Source organism: Xanthomonas sp. DAR 34887, assembly GCF_041245805.1.
In the GTDB taxonomy this organism is placed as follows: domain Bacteria; phylum Pseudomonadota; class Gammaproteobacteria; order Xanthomonadales; family Xanthomonadaceae; genus Xanthomonas_A; species Xanthomonas_A tesorieronis.
On sequence record NZ_CP162490.1, the window covers coordinates 4,703,289 to 4,720,607 of the forward strand.

General features: G+C 68.7%; 19 protein-coding genes. 10 read left to right on the forward strand and 9 right to left on the reverse strand.

Annotated elements, in window-relative coordinates:
• Nucleotide 1: 1 nt before the first annotated feature.
• The gene (gene rpe, locus AB3X08_RS20095) at nt 2-670 is read right to left on the reverse strand and encodes a ribulose-phosphate 3-epimerase (RefSeq protein ID WP_369934645.1); all 669 of its coding nucleotides are present in this window, start codon (nt 668-670) and stop codon (nt 2-4) included.
• 10 nt (nt 671-680) lie between these two features.
• Nucleotides 681-1,013 carry a J domain-containing protein gene (locus AB3X08_RS20100; RefSeq protein WP_369934648.1) on the reverse strand — a complete coding sequence of 111 codons (333 nt, stop codon included), beginning with the start codon at nt 1,011-1,013 and terminating at the stop codon, nt 681-683.
• A gap of 143 nt (nt 1,014-1,156) precedes the next feature.
• Between AB3X08_RS20100 and AB3X08_RS20105 the strand changes: the two genes are divergently transcribed.
• From AB3X08_RS20105 to AB3X08_RS20115, 3 genes are all read left to right on the forward strand, one after another.
• A complete protein-coding gene (locus AB3X08_RS20105; RefSeq protein WP_369934650.1) occupies nt 1,157-2,083 on the forward strand; it encodes a phosphoribosylaminoimidazolesuccinocarboxamide synthase in 927 nt (308 codons plus the stop codon).
• Nucleotides 2,084-2,283: 200 nt separating this feature from the next.
• A complete protein-coding gene (locus AB3X08_RS20110; RefSeq protein ID WP_369934652.1) occupies nt 2,284-2,889 on the forward strand; it encodes a hypothetical protein in 606 nt (201 codons plus the stop codon).
• A gap of 53 nt (nt 2,890-2,942) precedes the next feature.
• On the forward strand, nt 2,943-4,781 hold the full coding sequence (locus AB3X08_RS20115) for a peptidoglycan-binding protein (RefSeq protein WP_369934654.1): 1,839 nt from the start codon (nt 2,943-2,945) through the stop codon (nt 4,779-4,781).
• An 89-nt stretch (nt 4,782-4,870) separates the two neighbouring features.
• Here the strand turns inward: AB3X08_RS20115 and AB3X08_RS20120 are convergent, their stop codons facing one another.
• From AB3X08_RS20120 to AB3X08_RS20135, 4 genes are read right to left on the reverse strand one after another with little or no spacing between them, the layout of a single operon-like run.
• Nucleotides 4,871-6,127, reverse strand: a complete 1,257-nt coding sequence (locus AB3X08_RS20120) for an MFS transporter (RefSeq protein WP_369934656.1) — start codon at nt 6,125-6,127, stop codon at nt 4,871-4,873.
• Nucleotides 6,124-6,432 carry a 4Fe-4S dicluster domain-containing protein gene (locus AB3X08_RS20125; RefSeq protein WP_369934658.1) on the reverse strand — a complete coding sequence of 103 codons (309 nt, stop codon included), beginning with the start codon at nt 6,430-6,432 and terminating at the stop codon, nt 6,124-6,126. The genes AB3X08_RS20120 and AB3X08_RS20125 overlap by 4 nt, the downstream gene beginning before the upstream one ends.
• Entirely contained in the window at nt 6,429-6,737 is a 309-nt protein-coding gene (locus AB3X08_RS20130) for a hypothetical protein (protein WP_184412865.1), read from the reverse strand. The genes AB3X08_RS20125 and AB3X08_RS20130 overlap by 4 nt, the downstream gene beginning before the upstream one ends.
• 13 nt (nt 6,738-6,750) lie before the next feature.
• Complete coding sequence (locus AB3X08_RS20135) at nt 6,751-7,332, reverse strand: RNA polymerase sigma factor (RefSeq protein ID WP_369934661.1); 582 nt, start codon at nt 7,330-7,332, stop codon at nt 6,751-6,753.
• A 188-nt stretch (nt 7,333-7,520) separates the two neighbouring features.
• Here AB3X08_RS20135 and AB3X08_RS20140 point away from each other — a divergent pair, with 188 nt between their 5' ends.
• Entirely contained in the window at nt 7,521-8,003 is a 483-nt protein-coding gene (locus AB3X08_RS20140) for a DUF962 domain-containing protein (RefSeq protein ID WP_369934663.1), read from the forward strand.
• 16 nt (nt 8,004-8,019) lie between these two features.
• On the opposite strand, the gene AB3X08_RS20145 is transcribed toward AB3X08_RS20140, so the two are convergent.
• The gene (locus tag AB3X08_RS20145) at nt 8,020-8,943 is read right to left on the reverse strand and encodes an SDR family oxidoreductase (RefSeq protein WP_369934665.1); all 924 of its coding nucleotides are present in this window, start codon (nt 8,941-8,943) and stop codon (nt 8,020-8,022) included.
• A 185-nt stretch (nt 8,944-9,128) separates the two neighbouring features.
• On the opposite strand from AB3X08_RS20145, the gene AB3X08_RS20150 reads away from it, so the two are divergent.
• From AB3X08_RS20150 to AB3X08_RS20175, 6 genes are read left to right on the forward strand one after another with little or no spacing between them, the layout of a single operon-like run.
• Nucleotides 9,129-11,960: a monovalent cation/H+ antiporter subunit A gene (locus AB3X08_RS20150; RefSeq protein ID WP_369934667.1), complete on the forward strand. Its 2,832-nt coding sequence runs from the start codon at nt 9,129-9,131 to the stop codon at nt 11,958-11,960.
• Nucleotides 11,960-12,319, forward strand: coding sequence for a Na+/H+ antiporter subunit C (locus AB3X08_RS20155; RefSeq protein ID WP_369934669.1), 360 nt, complete (start codon nt 11,960-11,962; stop codon nt 12,317-12,319). The genes AB3X08_RS20150 and AB3X08_RS20155 overlap by 1 nt, the downstream gene beginning before the upstream one ends.
• A complete protein-coding gene (locus AB3X08_RS20160) occupies nt 12,316-13,878 on the forward strand; it encodes a monovalent cation/H+ antiporter subunit D (protein ID WP_369934671.1) in 1,563 nt (520 codons plus the stop codon). Before AB3X08_RS20155 ends, AB3X08_RS20160 begins: the two co-directional genes overlap by 4 nt.
• A gap of 1 nt (nt 13,879) precedes the next feature.
• Nucleotides 13,880-14,380: a Na+/H+ antiporter subunit E gene (locus AB3X08_RS20165; RefSeq protein ID WP_184412848.1), complete on the forward strand. Its 501-nt coding sequence runs from the start codon at nt 13,880-13,882 to the stop codon at nt 14,378-14,380.
• The gene (locus AB3X08_RS20170; protein ID WP_184412845.1) at nt 14,377-14,661 is read left to right on the forward strand and encodes a K+/H+ antiporter subunit F; all 285 of its coding nucleotides are present in this window, start codon (nt 14,377-14,379) and stop codon (nt 14,659-14,661) included. Before AB3X08_RS20165 ends, AB3X08_RS20170 begins: the two co-directional genes overlap by 4 nt.
• The gene (locus AB3X08_RS20175; RefSeq protein ID WP_369934675.1) at nt 14,658-15,035 is read left to right on the forward strand and encodes a Na+/H+ antiporter subunit G; all 378 of its coding nucleotides are present in this window, start codon (nt 14,658-14,660) and stop codon (nt 15,033-15,035) included. Before AB3X08_RS20170 ends, AB3X08_RS20175 begins: the two co-directional genes overlap by 4 nt.
• Before the next feature lie 109 nt (nt 15,036-15,144).
• Here the strand turns inward: AB3X08_RS20175 and AB3X08_RS20180 are convergent, their stop codons facing one another.
• Both AB3X08_RS20180 and AB3X08_RS20185 read right to left on the reverse strand, forming a co-directional pair.
• Nucleotides 15,145-16,095, reverse strand: a complete 951-nt coding sequence (locus tag AB3X08_RS20180) for a calcium/sodium antiporter (protein WP_369934677.1) — start codon at nt 16,093-16,095, stop codon at nt 15,145-15,147.
• A gap of 407 nt (nt 16,096-16,502) precedes the next feature.
• Complete coding sequence (locus AB3X08_RS20185) at nt 16,503-17,165, reverse strand: lectin (RefSeq protein WP_369934679.1); 663 nt, start codon at nt 17,163-17,165, stop codon at nt 16,503-16,505.
• Nucleotides 17,166-17,319: the final 154 nt, after the last annotated feature.

Consider the following 17,319-nt stretch of genomic DNA (forward strand, 5'->3'; position numbering starts at 1 on the left):
CTCAGCGCGCCGCCACCGCGGCGCGCATCTGCGCGATCACCGCGGCGTAGTCGGGCGCATTGAAGATGGCCGAGCCGGCAACGAAGGTGTCGGCGCCGGCGGCGGCGATCGCGGCGATGTTGTCCGGCTTGACCCCGCCATCGATCTCCAGCCGGATCGGCTTGCCGCTGGCGTCGATCCTGGCGCGGATCGCGCGCAGCTTGTCCAGCGCCGAGGGGATGAAGGCCTGGCCGCCGAAGCCCGGGTTGACCGACATCACCAGGACCAGGTCCAGGTCGTCCAGCACCCAGTCGAGGATGTCCACCGGGGTGGCCGGGTTCAGCACCAGCCCGGCCTTGCAGCCGTGCGACTTGATCAGCTGGATGCTGCGGTGCACGTGGCGGCTGGCCTCGGGGTGGAAGCTGATGAGGCTCGCGCCGGCCTCGGCGAAGTCCGGGATCAGCCGGTCCACCGGCTCGACCATCAGGTGCACGTCGATCGGCGCGGTGACGCCGTGCTTGCGCAGCGCCTGGCAGACCATCGGGCCGATGGTCAGGTTCGGCACGTAATGGTTGTCCATCACGTCGAAATGGATCCAGTCGGCGCCGGCCTGGAGGACGTTGTCCACTTCCTCGCCCAGGCGAGCGAAGTCGGCGGAGAGGATGGACGGGGAGATGATGCAGTCGGACATGGCGAAGGTCTCAGCGCTTGCGCAGGGTGCGGATACGGTCGTAGGCGGTGTTGAGCTGGCTGGCCTTCTTCTCGGCCCGCGCCCGCAGCTCCGGGCTGGCGCCGGCGACCTTGTCGGGGTGGTACTGGGACATCAGCCGGCGGTAGGCCAGCTCGATCTCGGCGTCGGTGGCGTCGCGGCTCACGCCCAGCTCGCGGTAGGGGTCCTCGCGCTGGCCGAGCTTGAACCAGTCGGCATCGAAGGCGTGCCCGACCAGCAGCCCCAGCACCGCGCCGAACACCGGATTGGGCCGCAATAGCAGCGCCCCGGCGATCGCGCCGAGCAGTTTTCCGTACCAGGGCATGGGCGAAGGCGGGCTCGGCGGACAAGGCCTCGCATTTTACGGCACAGCGGGGCTTTCCGGCCGTACACTACGCGGCCCGCTGTCGAGCCGCGGGCCCGCCGGGTCCCGGGACAGCCGCCATTGCGAAGTCCGTAGGAGTGCCTGTGTCCACCACGCTGTTGCAATCCGATCTGCCCGGCCTGCCGTTGCGTCACCGGGGCAAGGTCCGCGACGTATTCGATCTCCCCCGCGACCGCCTGCCCGCCGACGCCCCGCCCGGGGACTACCTGTTGATGGTCGCCACCGACCGCCTGTCCGCCTTCGACGTGGTGCTGCCCGACCCGATTCCCGGCAAGGGCGAAATGCTGTGCCAGGTCTCCAACTTCTGGTTCAAGAAGACCGAACACCTGATGCCCAACCACCTCACCGGCATCGACGTGGCCAGCGTGCTGCCGGCCGGCGTGGACGCGGCGCTGTACGCGCGGCGGGCGGTGGTGACCAAGAAGCTCAAGCCGGTGCCGGTGGAAGCGATCGCCCGCGGCTACCTGATCGGCAGCGGCTGGAAGGACTACCAGCGCACCGGCAAGGTCAGCGGCATCGAATTGCCCGACGGCCTGCGCCAGGCCGAGAAACTGGCCGAACCGATCTTCACCCCATCCACCAAGGCCGCGGTCGGCGACCACGACGAGAACATCGACTTCGACGCGATGGTCAAGACCGTCGGCGCCGAGCTGGCCGAGCGCGTGCGCGACGCCACGTTGCGCATCTACCGTTTCGCCGCCGACTTCGCCGCCGAGCGCGGCATCCTGCTGGCCGACACCAAGTTCGAGTTCGGCACCGACGCCGACGGCCGCCTGTACATCATGGACGAGATGCTGACCCCGGACTCCTCGCGCTACTGGCCGGCCGACGAGTACGCAGTGGGCACCAGCCCGCCGAGCTACGACAAGCAGTTCGTGCGCGACTACCTGGAGACGCTGGACTGGGGCAAGACCGCGCCCGGCCCGCGCCTGCCGCAGGAGGTGATTGACCGCACCCGCGCCAAGTACGCCGAAGCCCTGCAGCGGCTGGCGGGGATTTCGATCGACTGACGCGATGTAACAACCTAGCGCAAATCGGATGCGGGGCTGTTTTTCAAGACAGCCCCGTGCCCACATTGCACTCACCGATGCACGTTGGCGCCGACCGCCGCCAGCACCTCTGCGGCCAGCGCACTTGCTCTCCACCGACACCAGAGACAGCAATGACGCAATCCACCCTCGTTAACGTTCCTTTCCTTCGCAGCATGTCCATGTCTGTACTGCTGCTCGTGCTGGGCGCATGCACTGCAGGCGAACATACCGCCACTGCTGCAACGGCAACGGCAACGACTCCAACACCCGTTTCCGCCGCGAAACCGGGCGACACATTGCAGACCCTGATTCAGGAAAGCGGCGTACGCTGCACGGATGCGAAGGCTGCGCGTGGCTGCACCGCAGGAAATCTCGATGCCGGCGACTTCTACGACGTCGAGTTGTCTCCGGATTGCGGCGGCGATGGCTTCTTCGCCGGCGTGGCGGAGGCCAAAGGTGTGGATGTGCTCAACAATGTGCCGACCACCGGCAGCGATGTGCAGCCTCGTGCCAGGTTTGAACAGGGACAGTTGGTGTGCATCCAGGGCATTGCCCGTGCTGGACAGAATCCACACTACTATTACGTCATTGCCGTACCAGCCAGCAGCGTTGCCAAGTGCAAGGGCAACGCCTTGTGCAACCAGTACGGTGATCGGCCCATTCAGCGCACCGCGCTAGGCAACGGCGGAGCCTGCCGCATCGCCGCTTCGGGCACTTATGCGGGCGACTGCGCACAGGGCTGGGTAAACGCAAGCGCACTCGATGTCTTTTCCAACGGAATGTAGCTTTCGCGCACGAAATACTGGATTTATCTGGCAAGTTCTAAAGGAGCAAGCACATGTCGGATCCAAAAATCACTCGCGTGATCAGCAGCGTCGGCACCACGCGCACGCTGGAAATGGACGATGGCAGCGTCGTCACTCGTTCCGGGGGCACCGTCTCCTGGAGAAACAACAATCCCGGCAACCTCAAGTTCGAATTCGCCGGCAGCGCCGACACGACGGTGCACAACCCACGTACGCGCGAGGAGGCTTTGCAATCGGCGCAGGACCGCTATCGTGGCGTTGTCGGCCTGGATCAATGGGGTAATGCAGTCTTCGAAAACTACGAAGCCGGACGCGCGGCCAAGATACAGCTATTGGAGCGCCGCTTCGGCAACGATACCGTCGAACAGATGCTGCCGAGCTATTCCAAGGCCGACTACAGCGGCCAGACCCATCATCGCGAACAGGCTGCTTCGATTTTTGCCGAAGGCGATCGCCAGGGCGTAGATCTTCGCAATAAGACCGTGTCGCAGATGAGCGAACGCGAGCGCGAAGTGCTTGCCGATGGCATCCGCCGTTTCGAAGGCTGGCGCGAGGGTGACACAGTAGTACAGACCCCGTCTCATGCGCCGGCGCCGGCGCATACTGTCACGCCATCCGCTTCAGCTCAGCCACACGCTTCGCCCGCACAGGCGAACGCACCTGGCGCGGCCGTTTACAACGAAGCTCATCAACACTTCTTCCGCGAGGGCCGACAATACGAATATGGTCGGCCCGACCATCCGCGCCCCGGCCGCGACAGCAGCCGGCTGGAACGCGATGCCGATGGCGATGGTCGTCTGGGCGTAGATTGTTCCGCTTTCGTATGGCGCGGACTCAAGAATGCCGGCTACGACGTGCCAGGCGACAATGCCGCAGGCTTCACCACGGCAAAACTGTTCAACGGCTCGCAGGTCACAGGATATGCGCGTGAACACTTCGACGTGACTTCGGCCGCAGAAGCGCGCAGGCCCAATGGCCCGCTGCACCAAGGCGACATCCTGATGTTTTCGTCTGCGCAAGGACAGCACGTCGGCATCTTCAAAGGCTATGATGCGCAGGGCAATATCCAGTTCATTGGTTCGCAGGGCAGCACCGGCCCTGCCGAAGTGACGATCCGGCCCGGCGGCTATTGGGACGGAGGCGGCACTCGTATAGTCGGTGCACTCACTCCAAAACCTGAGTTCCAGGTGCGCGCGCCATTGCACGGCAATCCGGAAGCGGCGCCGGCACATGCGCAGGTCACTGCGGCCTTGACAGCACGCACTTCCGCGAACGCCGCCTTGGCCGATGGCGTTCTAAAGCATGGCGAACGCGGCATTGAGATTGAAGCGTTGCAACGGAATCTCAACCGACTAGGCGTGCACGATGCGCGTGGACGGCCACTGGCCGAAGACGGCAACTTCGGCGACAACACCCGTGATGCGGTGCGCGCCTATCAGCAGGCGCACGGACTTCAGGTCGATGGCAAGGCCGGGGAGCAGACGCTGGGCAGCCTGCGCGAGCAACTTCGCGCTCAACAGGAGCAGACGCATGCGGCGCAGAACCGGGGACCCGGCGATGCGTCCGAGAATGCGCTGGTCAAGGCCGTGCGCGAGCGCATGCCTGAAGGCACCACGCCCGAGGTCGCCGCCAACGTCGCACTGCAGGCCCAACAGAACGGGATCGACAGCGCCGAAAAGCTACGCAGCATCACCGTGCAGGACGACAAGGCCTACGTGCTCGGCACCACGCCCGGCTTCCGCGCGGTCGTAGACCTGCAACAACCTGCGCCGCCACTGGAACAGACCAATGCGCAGCTGCTGGCCAGCCAGGCGGCACATCAGCAAAACGTGCAGGAAGCGCAGCAACGCATTGTCCAAGGCGGGCGCTGACGCCGTCCCTGCCGGCGGTGGCGCGCAACGGCACGCCGCCGGCAGTGCGCAGCGCGGCATGATGAACGCTGCGGGCGCCGAGCTGCGATTCAGCCTGGCGCGGCGACCTGGAGTTGTGCCTCGCGCTGCATTCGGCGTTGCAGGTCACGCAGCAGGACCCAGGCCACCAGCGAGACGGCGACCACAACATAGCCGACCCTGTCGAAATGCTGCAGCCTGCCGTCGGCGCCGACGCTGACGATCTGCCCGGCGATCAGCGAGGCCAGGCCGCCGGACAGCTGCTGCACGGACGCGGCGATGGCGTTGAAGGCGCCGCGCTGCGCCACCGACGGTACCGAGGCGGCCAGCGCCTGGAACGGAATCATGCGCGAGAAGATCGCCGCGAACAGCAGCACGTTGACCACGATCAGCCACGCCAGCGACGCCCGCACCAGGTGGGTGTAGATCAGCACCATGACGATCGAGGCGAGCGTGCCGACGGTGAACACGCGCAGGATGCCGAGGCGGTCGGTCGCGCGCCCGATCAGCGGGCCGAACACGATCGCGCACAGCCCGGTGATCAGGTAGATGGTGGGCAGGCTGTGCAGGTCGATGCCGAGGTTGCCGACGATGAAGGCGCTGCCGAACGGCATCAGCATGAAGCCGCCGATGCTCAACAGCGCGGTCGCCGCGAACGCCGGCAGATGCCGCGGCACGGCCAGGGTGTGCAGCAGGTGCCGCCATGCGCCGTGTTCGCGCGGCGCCTGCAGGTGCGCGCTGACCGGCTGCAGCCGCCAGGCCACGACCAGGCCGGCGAGCAGGCCCAGGCCGGCCATCGCCAGGAACGGCGCATGCCAGTCCCAGCGGTTGGACAGCGCCAGGCCGATGGGGATGCCCAGCACCTGGCTGGCCGCGAACGCGGTCTGGATCAGGCCCATCACCCGGCCGCGCTGCTGCGCGGGGAACAGGTCGGCGGCGATGGCCAGTACCACCGAGCCGATCACGCCACCGAACAGGCCGGTGACGATGCGCGCCAGCAACAGGCTATGGAAGCTCTGCGCCAGGCCGCACCATGCGGTGCCGGCGACGAAGCCCGCGTAGAAGAACAACAGCATCCGCTTGCGATCGAAGCGGTCGGCGAAGCCGGCGGTCAGCAGTCCGGAAATGGCGGCGCTGAACGCATACGCCGAGACCACCAGCCCGAACTGGGCCGGGCCGATACGCAGCGCCGGCATGATCGTCGCGCCCAGCGGCGACATCAGCATGAAGTCGAGAATGACGGCGAACTGCAGGAACGCCAGCATGCCCGCCACCGCCTTCTGGTAGCCGCTGAAACCCGGCGGGGAGGCCGCGGGCGTGGCGCTCATGGCGGCGCTCCGCGGCGCAGCGTGATCGCATGCTCCGGGCAGGCGGCCACGCACAGGCCGCAACCACGACAGGCGTCGGCGTTCGGCGTATAGGCCACGCGCATGCCGTGCACGCGCAGCTTGAATCGGTGCAGTACGCCGAGACTGCGATAGTCCGACGCGTCGATACGCCGCAGCTCGAACACCTGCTCCGGGCACACCGCGGCACAATCGCCCTTGCCCTCGCAGCGGGTCAGCTCGACGATCGGCCGCACCGCGCCCGGCGCCTGCCGGCACACCGTCATCGCATCGTGCAGCGGCTTCATTGGCGTTCGCCCCGGTGCCGGCGGCGATGCATGGCGTGCCTGAACTGCTCGCGTTCTTCCGGCGTCATCGCCTGCCATTTCTCCCAGTGACGGTGCCGATGCCAGCCACCGCGGCCGCGGAATCCGCCGAACAGGATGCGGCTGAGCACCAGCAATCCCAGCGCATGCGGATAGTCGATCGGATGCGCGCCGCTCAATGCGAGCGGCACGACCGCGTTCCACAGCAGCATCACCACCGCGCCGAGCACGGCCAACGCCGCCAGCACGAACACCGCCTTGCCCAGATATCTCGCTTTGAATGCCATCGTGTTCACTCCTTCAGAATTCGAGTTCGTCGTACGCCGTTTGCAGGCGCGCGCGCAGGTACAGCACGGCGTAGCGCTTGCGCGCCAACAAGGTGTTGATCGCGATGCCGCTGTCGGCGGCCATCTGCTTGAAACTGCGGCCCTCGAACTCGTGGGCCACGAACACCTCGCTCTGGTTTTCCGGCAATTCGTCCAGCGCCTGCTGCAAGGCCAGCAGCAGGCGCGTGCGCGCATAGGCGGCGTCCGGCCCGCCGCCAGGCGCCGGCAGCGCCAGATCCAGGCGCAGCGTGTCGTCGTCGTCGGCAATGTCGCCGGCAGCGTCGAGCTGCGTGTCCGGCGGCTGCGCCTGGCGCTTGCGGAAGCGGTCGATGATGCGATTGCGCGCGACCTGGAACAGCCAGGCGCTGGCCTGCTCGATCGGCGCGGGAAGCCGGTAGGCCTGCACGAACTCGGAGAGCACGTCCTGCAGGATGTCCTCGGCCTCGGCGCGGTCGAGCACGCGGCGGCGGATGAAGTTGCCGAGCCGGGAACGCTCGCGCAGCACCGTCGCGGCGATGGCGCGGTCGGTCTCGGGCGGTGGGTTCGATGGGCTCATGCTGTTGCAGACGTGACAGCGCGGTCGATATTGTGCCGACGGCGGGATTTTTTGCGCTGCGCCGCTTCGCCGCCGCATGGCGGCTCCGTGAGGCCCGATCGGCATGGACCAGGCAAGCGCCTGCGACGGCGCTGTCTCCGCATCGCCGCGCCGATGGCGCTATCCTGGCCCGACTCCTGGGAGGGACGATGGACACCACCGCCTACGCGCGCCCGATCGACCGCTATTTCGCCAGCTATTCCGACGATCACCGCAATGCCGCCAACAAGCGCATCCATGTGCTGGCGGTACCGGCAATCCTGTGGTCGGTGGTGGCGCTGCTGTGGTGCATCCCGGTCGGCGGCAGCTGGTTCCAGAGTGGGCTGTGGGCGGCGCTGGGCATGTTCGCGGCGTGGATGTTCTACAACCGGCTGTCGCGCCCGCTGGGCTACGGCATGCTGGCCACGTTCTTCTTCTGCGGTTGCCTGTGCCGGCTGCTGGAAGCGCGGCTCGGCCTGCATGGCCTGCTGTGGCTGGCCATCGGCGTGTTCGTGGCGGCCTGGATCGCGCAGTTCGTCGGGCACAAGCTGGAAGGCCACAAGCCCAGCTTCCTCACCGATCTGGTGTACCTGCTGATCGGGCCGGCCTGGGTGATCGCCAAGCTCTACCGGCGCATGGGCTGGCGCTACTGAGCCCGGGCGCGGCGCCTCAGCGCGGCTCGCCCAGCATCGCCGCATCCGGCGCGAAGGCACGCGGCGCGTAGCCGAAATCGCGCTGCGCCGGCGCCAGGTCGAACACCAGGTCCTCGCCCATGCGCTGCAGCGCGGCGCGGTTCATGCCGCGCAGGCGGCCGCCGGCATGGGCGATGCGCAGGGCCAGCGCGAACACGGCGTGCGGTAACGACAGCAACCGCGCCGGCGGCTGCAATGCGGCCAGCACGCGCCGCACCATCTCGCGGTAGCTGAGCACCTCGCCGCCGCCCAGCGCATAGCTGCGGCCATGCGTGGCCGGATGCGCCAGCACCGCCAGCGCCGCGTCGGCCAGGTCCTGCACGTGCACCGGCTGGCGCAGGCCGCGCGCGCTGCGCGGCAGCACGAACCAGCCGCTGCGCCGCGCCAGTGTGGCGATCGCGCTCAACGTGCGGTCGCGGCCGGCGCCGTAAACGAGTGTCGGCCGCAGCACGGTGACCGCGGCGCCGCGGTCGGCCGCGGCGGCGAACAACGCGGCCTCGGCCTCGCGCAGGCGCCGCGCGACGTCGCGCTCGGCGGCGTCCAGCGAATCGCGCTTGACCTCCAGGCTGGTGGAACCGAACGCAACCACGCGCCGCGCCTGCAGCGGCGTGCGTCGGTACCAGTCGGCGAACGCATCCAGCGGGCCGCAGCTGAAGATCGCCTCGGCCTGCACCGGCGGCGCCTGCAGCTGGCTCAGTTCGCCCACATGCCAGTGCAGGCCGTCGCGCGCCGGCTGCGGCGTACGCGAGAACGCATGCACCTGCCAGCCAGCGGCCAGCAACCCATGCAGCAGGCGCTCGCCGATCTGGCCGCTGCCGCCGAACAGCAGTGCCACGCGCGCTTGCGCCGTGGGCGTCAACGTCGTGGAGGCAGCGGCGGTCGTAGCAGGCGCATCGGTCATCGCACAAGCATAGCGAGCGCACGCCGCCACGCCCAATCCCGCGGCCGCCGCGCGCTCGCAAGCGCATCACCTGGGCTGCGCTATCGTGCGCGAATGACCTCGCATGCGCCGACCACCATTGCAGGCCAGCGCCGCGGTGCGCCTGTTACACTCGGGCTCCTGCTCGCGAATCTCGTATTCCCTGCATGATCCCCGCTCTGGACATCCTGCTGGCCTTGCCGTTCCTGATGGCGGCGGCCGTCATCGCCCTGCGCCACCGTTCGCGTGCCACGCTGGCCTGGATGGCCGCCGCGGCGCCGTTGGCCGGGCTGATCCTGCTCGGCACGCTGACGCCGACCGTGCTCGACGGCGGCATCGTGCGCGCCGATCACGCCTGGCTGCCGCAGATCGGGCTGCAGTTCTCGCTGCGCCTGGATGGACTGGCCTGGATGTTCGCCGGCCTGGTGCTGGCGATCGGCGCGCTGGTGGTGATGTACGCGCATTACTACCTCAGCGCGCGCGAGAACGCGGCGCGCTTCTACGGCTATCTGCTGCTGTTCATGGGCGCGATGCTGGGCATGGTGATCGCCGGCAATCTGCTGCTGCTGATGGTGTTCTGGGAACTGACCAGCATCAGCTCGTTCCTGCTGATCGGGTTCTGGTCGCATCGCAAGGATGCGCGCGACGGCGCGCGCATGGCGCTGGTGATCACCGGCGGCGGCGGCCTGGCCCTGCTCGGCGGCGTGCTGCTGCTCGGGCGCATCGTCGGCAGCTACCAGCTCGATGCGGTGCTCGCCGCCGGCGACGCGATCCGCGCCAGCGCGCTGTATCCGTGGGCGCTGGGGCTGATCCTGCTCGGCATCTTCACCAAGAGCGCGCAGTTCCCGTTCCATTTCTGGCTGCCGCACGCGATGGCCGCGCCGACCCCGGTGTCGGCGTATCTGCACTCGGCGACGATGGTCAAGGCCGGCGTGTTCCTGCTGGCGCGGCTGCATCCGGCGCTGGCCGGCAGCGACCTGTTCTTCTATACGGTCAGCGGCGTCGGCGCGATCACGCTGCTGGTCGGCGCCTGGTTCGCGATCTTCCAGCACGACCTGAAGGGCCTGCTGGCGTATTCGACGATCTCGCACCTGGGCCTGATCACCATGCTGTTCGGGCTGTCCACGCCGATGGCGGTGGTGGCCGGCGTGTTCCACATCCTCAACCATGCGGTGTTCAAGGCCTCGCTGTTCATGGCCGCCGGCATCATCGACCACGAGACCCATACCCGCGACATGCGCCGGCTCGGCAACCTGCGCCGCTGGATGCCGTTCACCAGCGCGCTGGCGATCATCGCCTCGCTGTCGATGGCCGGCATTCCGCTGCTCAACGGCTTCTTGTCGAAGGAAATGTTCTTCGCGCAGGCATTGGAGGTGGGCGGGCCGGCAGCAATGCGCGTATTCACTGCCACTGCAGCGCTGCTGGCCGGCGTGTTCGGCGTCGCCTACAGCCTGCGCTTCGTCTACGAGACCTTCTTCGGCCGTGGCCCGCGGCACCTGGACGCGATGCCGCACGAGCCACCACGTTGGATGAAGATCCCAGTGGAAGTGCTGGTGCTGGTATGCGTCGCGGTGGGCGTCGCGCCTGCGCTGACCGTGGCGCCGGTGCTGCGCACCGCGGCCGGCGCGATCCTCGGCGACGCGCTGCCCGAGTACAGCCTGGCGGTCTGGCACGGCTGGAACGCGCCGCTGGCGATGAGCATCGCCGGCGTGGTCGGCGGCGTGGCGCTGTATTTCGGCCTGCGCCGGCTGACCGCGCTGTACACCGAAGTCCGCCGCTCGCTGGGCAAGCGGGTGTTCCACTGGCAAGTGGAAGCGCTGTTCGGCGCCGCCGCACGTTTCACCCGGGTACTGGCCAACGGCAGCCTGCAGCGCAGCCTGCGCTGGCTGCTGCTGAGCGCGGTGGTGGTCGCCGCGGCGCCGTTCGTGTCCGCCCCGCCGCTGTGGAATCAATGGCCGGCGCCGCAGCCGATGCCGCTGCTGGGCTGGGCGCTGTGGCTGCTGATCGTCAGCTGCGCGCTGGCCACCTTGTTCCTGTACCGGCAGCGGTTGCTGGCGGTGCTGGTGATCGGCGGCAGCGGCCTGGGCGTGAGCCTGGTGTTCGTGTTCCTGTCGGCGCCGGACCTGGCGCTGACCCAACTGCTGGTGGAGATGGTCACCCTGGTGCTGATGCTGCTGGCGATGAACTACCTGCCCAAGGCCTCGCCGCTGGAGCCGCAGCGCTGGCGCAAGCTGCGCGATGCGGCACTGGCGATCGCCGCCGGCATCGGCATGGCCTTGCTGGCGTATTCGGTGATGACCCGGCCGGCGGCGACGATGGCCGGCGAACTGCTGCAACGCGCGCTGCCGGAGGCCTACGGGCGCAACGTGGTCAACGTGATCCTGGTCGATTTCCGCGGCTTCGATACGTTCGGCGAGATCACCGTGTTCGGCATCGCCGCGCTGGTGGTGCATGCGCTGCTGCGGCGCGCGCGGATGGCGCCTGAGAAAGTGATGCCGGGGCCGCCGATCAAGCTGCCGGTCCCCGCCGACCTGGCGCAGCTGATGTTCCCGCTGACCCTCACCGTGTCGATCTTCCTGTTCCTGCGCGGCCACAACGCGCCCGGCGGCGGCTTCATCGCCGGCCTGGTGCTGGCGGTGCCGCTGCTGATCCAGTATGTGATCCAGGGCGCGGCCTCGGTGGAATCGCGCTTCGGCTTCGACTACATCCGCTGCATCGGCCTGGGCCTGTTGCTGGCCGCGCTCAGCGGCATGGCCTCGATGCTGTTCGGGGTGCCGTTCCTGACCAGCGGCCACTACGACCTGCAGCTCCCGCTGATCGGCGACATCCCGCTGGCCAGCGCGCTGGGCTTCGATACCGGGGTGTACCTGGTCGTGTTCGGCGGCACCATGCTGACCCTGTCGATGATGGGCACGATCAAGCCCTCGCGCACGCGCGAGTCCCAGCGCGGCCAGATCGACCCGGCGCAGCGCTCCGCACGCACCGGGGAGATGCGCTGATGGAACTGGCATTGGCGAGCGCGATCGGCGTGCTGACCGCGGTCGGCGTGTACCTGCTGCTGCGCGCGCGCAGCTTCGACGTGATCCTGGGCATGACCGTGCTGTCCTACGCCACCAATCTGCTGATCTTCGCTGGCGGGCGACTGGTGCAGGGCAAGGCGCCGGTGTTGCGCGACGGCGTTGCGCCGACCCTGGCCGACTACACCGACCCGCTGCCGCAGGCGCTGGTGCTGACCGCGATCGTGATCGCCTTCGCGATGACCGCGGTCAGCATCGTGCTGGCGATGCGCAGCCGCGGCGACAACCGCAGCGACCATGTCGATGCGCGCGTCGATCAAGACGGCGACAGCGCGCTATGAACCATCTGGTCATCCTGCCGATCCTGATTCCGCTGCTCGGCGCCGCGCTGTCGCTGTTCGTGGAGCACCGCCGCTACGGACGCCACGTGCGCCGCGCGGTGGCCTGGACCGCGATGGCGGCGCTGGCGGCGGCGGTGCTCGCGCTGTTCGTGCGCGCCGGCGACGGCCAGGTGCAGGTGTACCTGCTCGGCGACTGGCCGTCGCGGCTGGGCATCGCGTTGATGGCCGACCGCCTGTCGGCGTGGATGCTGCTGACCACCACCCTGCTCGCCGCGGCCTGCCTGCTGCACGCCTGCGCCGGCTGGGATCGGCGCGCGCCGCACTTCCATGCGCTGTTCCAGTTCCAGCTGGTCGGCCTCAACGGCGCGTTCCTGACCGGCGACGTGTTCAACCTGTTCGTGTTCTTCGAGGTGATGCTGATCGCGTCCTACGGCCTGCTGCTCAGCGGCGGACGCGGCCTGCGCCTGCGCGTGGGCTTCCACTACGTGGTGTTCAACGTCACCTCCTCCACGTTGTTCCTGATCGCGCTGGGCCTGCTGTACGCGCTGCTGGGCTCGTTGAACATGGCCGAGCTGTCGCAGCGCATCGCGCAGGCGCCGCCGGAGAACCTGCGCCTGATCAAGGCCACGTTCGGCCTGTTGCTGCTGGTGTTCTGCGCCAAGGCGGCGCTGCTGCCGCTGTACCTGTGGCTGCCGGAAACCTACGCGCGCGCGCCGGCGGCGGTGGCGGCGCTGTTCGTGGTGATGACCAAGGTCGGGCTGTATGCGGTGCTGCGGGTGAGCACGCTGATCCTGGGCAACCAGGCGCAGGCCCTGGACGGCTACGGCCGCGATTGGTTGCTGTGGCTGGGCATCGGCACGTTGCTGCTGGCCGCGCTCGGGGTGCTGGCCGCGGTGCGCCTGCGGGTGCTGGTCGGCTACCTGGTGATCGTGTCGGCGGCGACGCTGTTCATCGCCTTTGCGCTGGATGCGCCGGGCACGCTCGGCGCCGGCCTGTACTACCTGGCGCACAGCAGCTTCGTCGCCGCGGCGCTGTTCATGGTCGCCGACCTGATCCGGCGCCGCCGTGGCGACGCCAGCGACCGCAAGGAAGTGATCGCGCCACTGCCGGGCAAGACCGTGCCCGGCGTGCTGTTCCTGGTCGCGGCGGTGTCGGTGGCGGGCTTGCCGCCGCTGTCCGGGTTTCTGGCCAAGGTCGCGATCCTCGGCGCCACGCCGGCGGCCAACGTCGGCCCGGTGTGGGCCGCGATCCTGCTCAGCAGCCTGATGGTGATCATGGGCCTGACCCGCGCCGGCGTGCGCCTGTTCTGGCGCGTCCCCGGCGACCAGCGCATCGACGACGACAGCATCGAACAGCGGCCGCAACCGCAGCCGCGCAAGGCGCGCGCGCGGCCGCTGGAGACCGCGGCGACGCTGCTGCTGCTCGGCTACGGCGTGGCGATGACGGTCGCCGCCGGGCCGATGCTGCGCTATACCGAAGCCGCCGCCGCACAGCTGCTGCGCCCGGCCGACTACGCCACCGAGCTGCGCGCGACCGCGCCAGCGCTGCGGGAGCCCTGACATGCGCCGTCCCTGGTCGCGCCGCCTGTTTCCGTCCTGGCCGTTGAGCGTCACCGTCACCGTGTTCTGGCTGTTGATGAGCGACAGCTTCGGCTTGGGCCAGTTGCTGTTGGGCGCGCTGCTGGGCGTAGCGGTGCCGCTGTTCGCCGCGCGCCTGGACCGCGAGTTCGCGCGCATCGGCTCGCTGCGCTCGGTGCCGAAGATGCTGTGCGTGGTCGCCTGGGACATCGTGCGCTCCAACGTGGTGGTGGCGCTGCAGGTGCTGGGTCCGGAATCGCGGCTGCACCCCGGCTTCATCTGGGTGCCGCTGGACATCGCCAACATCCACGGCATCGCCGCGCTGACCAGCATGATCACGCTGACCCCGGGCACGGTGTCGGCGGCGCTGTCGGACGACCGCAAATACCTGTTGGTGCACGTGCTGCACCTGGACGACGCCGAGACCGTGATCCGGCAGATCAAGACGCGCTACGAAGCGCCCCTGATGGAGATCTTCCCATGACCGGCCACATGTTCATCGAGACCACGATCGTGGTGTGCATGCACGTGGTGGCGCTGGCGATGCTGCTGGCGCTGTGGCGGTTGCTGCGCGGCCCGACCGTGCCCGACCGCATCCTGGCGCTGGACACGCTGTCGGTGACCGCGATCGCCGAACTGATGCTGTTCGGCATGCACCTGGATTCGCCGGTGTACTTCGAGGCGGCATTGGTCATCGCCATGCTCGGCTTCGGCAGCACCGTGGTGCTGAGCAAGTACGTGCTGCGCCGGGACATCGTCGAATGATCGGGCTGCTGCAGGTCGTGCTGTCGCTGCTGCTGATCGTCGGCTGCAGCTTCATCCTGCTCGGCGCGCTGGGGCTGGTGAAGCTGTCGGACTTCTTCAAGCGCCTGCACGCGCCGACCAAGGCCAGCACGCTGGGCGTGGGCTGCGTGCTGCTGGCCTCGGTCGGCTACCACCTGTTCCTGGGCCAGGACCCGCAGCCGCGCGAACTGCTGATCACTGCATTCCTGTTCATCACCGCGCCGATCAGCGCGCACATGATGGCCAAGGCGGCGCTGTCGCTGATGATGGAACAGCGGCCGCAGGTGCCCGACAGCCGCGACCATGCCGACAAGGAAGGGCTGCCGCCGCCGGCGCAGCAGGACGACGCGCGCTAGCCGCGCGGGCGCAGTCCTGTAGGAGCGGCTTCAGCCGCGACATTCACCTTCCGGAGAGGATCTGTCGCGGCTGAAGCCGCTCCTACAGGGGGCATTGCCTGCATGCGCCTCACCCCACCAGCGCCACTTCCAACCCGACCCACGCCAGGAACGCGACCAGCAGCACCGCGCCTTCGCCGCGGCTGATGCGCATGTCGCCGCGCAGCATCGGATACAGCACCACGCTCAGCGCCAGTGCCGCCGGCAGCTCCAAGCGTACGAACGAGGCCGGCAACGGCAGCGGACGCAATGCCGCCATGCCGCCGATCACCACCAGCAGGTTGAACAGGCTGGAGCCGAGCACATGCCCGACCACCATGTCGCCCTGCCCGCGGCGCGCGGCGGCGATGGCCGCGGCGGCTTCCGGCAGCGCGGTGCCGATCGCCACCGGCAACAGGCCGACCAGCAGCGGCGACAGGCCCCAGGCGGCACCGAGCCGCGGCGCCGCATCGACCACGAGCTTGGCGCCGAAATACAGCAGCACGATCGCGATCAGCAGGCGCAGCAGGTTCAGGCCCAGCGCGGTGCGGGTCACCGCATAGCCGGACAGGCCGAGCTGACGCGCGGCATCCTCGCGGCGCGCGCGGCGCAGCAGGAACACCAGCACGCCGACGAAGGCCAGCAACAGCAGCCCGCCTTCCAGCCGCGAGATCGCCCCATCCAGGCCGAAGCCGATCAGCGCCAGCGTCGCCAACGCCAGCATCAACAGCAACGGCGCCAGCATCCGCGTGCGCACCAGCAGCGGCGCCGCCAGCGCGGCCAGCGCCAGGGTCAGGCCGAGGTTGGCGATGTTGCTGCCGACCGCGTTGCCCAGCGCCAGATCCTGTGCGCCGACAATGTAGGCGCGCATATTGACCGCCATTTCCGGCAGCGAGGTCCCGAACGCCACCAGCAGCAGGCCGGCGACGAACGGCGAAGCGCCGCAGCGCTGCGCCAGGCCCGAGGCCGCCTTGACGATCGAATCGCCGCCCAAGGCCAGCAACAGCAGTCCCACCAGCACCAAGCCGATCGCGCTCGCCATCGCCCATCCCCTCGCCATTACGATGCGCGATTCTATGCGCAGCGCGGATGATGCGGCTGTCATCGTGGCGGTGGCGGGCCAGAGGCATTGCCATGTGGCCTGAGGCATGGCCGAGTGGATTGTTCGAGCCGTGCAGCGACGACATCGCTCGCGGCCTTGGCGGAGGCTCGCCCGGAGTCGCTACTGAAAACTGCTGGCTGGTTGCGTGGTAGCACTCAGAGCGGTCTGGGCCATCGGCCCCGACGGCTATCCGGGTCCACCGATGTGTTTGTCGCGGCTGAAGCCGCTCCTACAGTGCACCCAGCCAACATACCGCAGCGCCTGTAGGAGCGGCTTCAGCCGCGACGCGCCAGGCCAACCGCGCCGGCTGGTTTATGGCATCGCCGTCGAAGACCATGGCGATTCCGTTAGCCGCAGCCTTCCACGTAATCCACCTGCGGCGGCAGGCCGACGCGCCACGCCGTCGCCTTGCCCGCGGCGTCGGTCTCGAACACCAGTACGCCGGGATGGTCTGCAGCGCTGCGGATGCGCAGCACCTTGCCGCCTTCGATGTACTTGTGCGGCTGCTCTTCCACGCGTCCGGCGTACAGCGTGCGCAATTGCGCCAGGTCCATGCCGACCTTGCCGCCGCCCGGCGCGGTTTCCTTGGCGGTGCGCACGTCGTAGCGCACCAGCTTGTCGGCTTCGAACATCAGGCCGAAGTCGTTGCCGCCCCTGGCCCAGCGCGGCCTGAGGACATGGCAGCCGCCCGCTTCGCCGGGCTGCCCATCGAGTTCGCCGCCCCAGGCCGCGCGTGCCTGCGCCGCGCTCATGCCCAGGCGCAGGTCGCCATAGCCGTCCTCGCGCGCCAGCTGGCGCTCGGCCGGGGCCATTTCCGGCGGCATCGCCGCCGCGGGGGCCTGCGCCGGCGGCACGTCGGCATCGGGCTGGTCCAGCGTCGGCGGCGGCAAGCCGCCATCGTCTGCCGTGCTGGCCGCGGGGGCCGAAGTCGGTTGCTGCGGCGGCGGTGCCTTGTCGCAAGCGCTCAGCGCGAGCAGCAGCACTGCAGCGGCAGGAAGGGTCGGCTTCATCGCAGTTCCTCGCAAGAGCAGCGCATAGGCTAGCGCGCGCGCCGTGCGCATGCACTGACTGGCGTTGCGGAACCGCGACGCGGACCGGTCATCCCATCGTGATCGCCATGGCTCGCGATGGCAGTGCGGCTGTGCCAGGGCCAGTTCTGAAGCG

Bases quoted from the DNA above. Each gene is read 5' to 3' on its own strand.
- rpe (WP_369934645.1), bottom strand. From the start codon at position 670: ATGTCCGACTGCATCATCTCCCCGTCCATCCTCTCCGCCGACTTCGCT.
- AB3X08_RS20100 (WP_369934648.1), bottom strand. From the start codon at position 1,013: ATGCCCTGGTACGGAAAACTGCTCGGCGCGATCGCCGGGGCGCTGCTA.
- AB3X08_RS20110 (WP_369934652.1), top strand. From the start codon at position 2,284: ATGTCTGTACTGCTGCTCGTGCTGGGCGCATGCACTGCAGGCGAACAT.
- AB3X08_RS20115 (WP_369934654.1), top strand. From the start codon at position 2,943: ATGTCGGATCCAAAAATCACTCGCGTGATCAGCAGCGTCGGCACCACG.
- AB3X08_RS20120 (WP_369934656.1), bottom strand. From the start codon at position 6,127: ATGAGCGCCACGCCCGCGGCCTCCCCGCCGGGTTTCAGCGGCTACCAG.
- AB3X08_RS20125 (WP_369934658.1), bottom strand. From the start codon at position 6,432: ATGAAGCCGCTGCACGATGCGATGACGGTGTGCCGGCAGGCGCCGGGC.
- AB3X08_RS20130 (WP_184412865.1), bottom strand. From the start codon at position 6,737: ATGGCATTCAAAGCGAGATATCTGGGCAAGGCGGTGTTCGTGCTGGCG.
- AB3X08_RS20135 (WP_369934661.1), bottom strand. From the start codon at position 7,332: ATGAGCCCATCGAACCCACCGCCCGAGACCGACCGCGCCATCGCCGCG.
- AB3X08_RS20140 (WP_369934663.1), top strand. From the start codon at position 7,521: ATGGACACCACCGCCTACGCGCGCCCGATCGACCGCTATTTCGCCAGC.
- AB3X08_RS20145 (WP_369934665.1), bottom strand. From the start codon at position 8,943: ATGACCGATGCGCCTGCTACGACCGCCGCTGCCTCCACGACGTTGACG.
- AB3X08_RS20150 (WP_369934667.1), top strand. From the start codon at position 9,129: ATGATCCCCGCTCTGGACATCCTGCTGGCCTTGCCGTTCCTGATGGCG.
- AB3X08_RS20155 (WP_369934669.1), top strand. From the start codon at position 11,960: ATGGAACTGGCATTGGCGAGCGCGATCGGCGTGCTGACCGCGGTCGGC.
- AB3X08_RS20160 (WP_369934671.1), top strand. From the start codon at position 12,316: ATGAACCATCTGGTCATCCTGCCGATCCTGATTCCGCTGCTCGGCGCC.
- AB3X08_RS20165 (WP_184412848.1), top strand. From the start codon at position 13,880: ATGCGCCGTCCCTGGTCGCGCCGCCTGTTTCCGTCCTGGCCGTTGAGC.
- AB3X08_RS20170 (WP_184412845.1), top strand. From the start codon at position 14,377: ATGACCGGCCACATGTTCATCGAGACCACGATCGTGGTGTGCATGCAC.
- AB3X08_RS20175 (WP_369934675.1), top strand. From the start codon at position 14,658: ATGATCGGGCTGCTGCAGGTCGTGCTGTCGCTGCTGCTGATCGTCGGC.
- AB3X08_RS20180 (WP_369934677.1), bottom strand. From the start codon at position 16,095: ATGGCGAGCGCGATCGGCTTGGTGCTGGTGGGACTGCTGTTGCTGGCC.
- AB3X08_RS20185 (WP_369934679.1), bottom strand. From the start codon at position 17,165: ATGAAGCCGACCCTTCCTGCCGCTGCAGTGCTGCTGCTCGCGCTGAGC.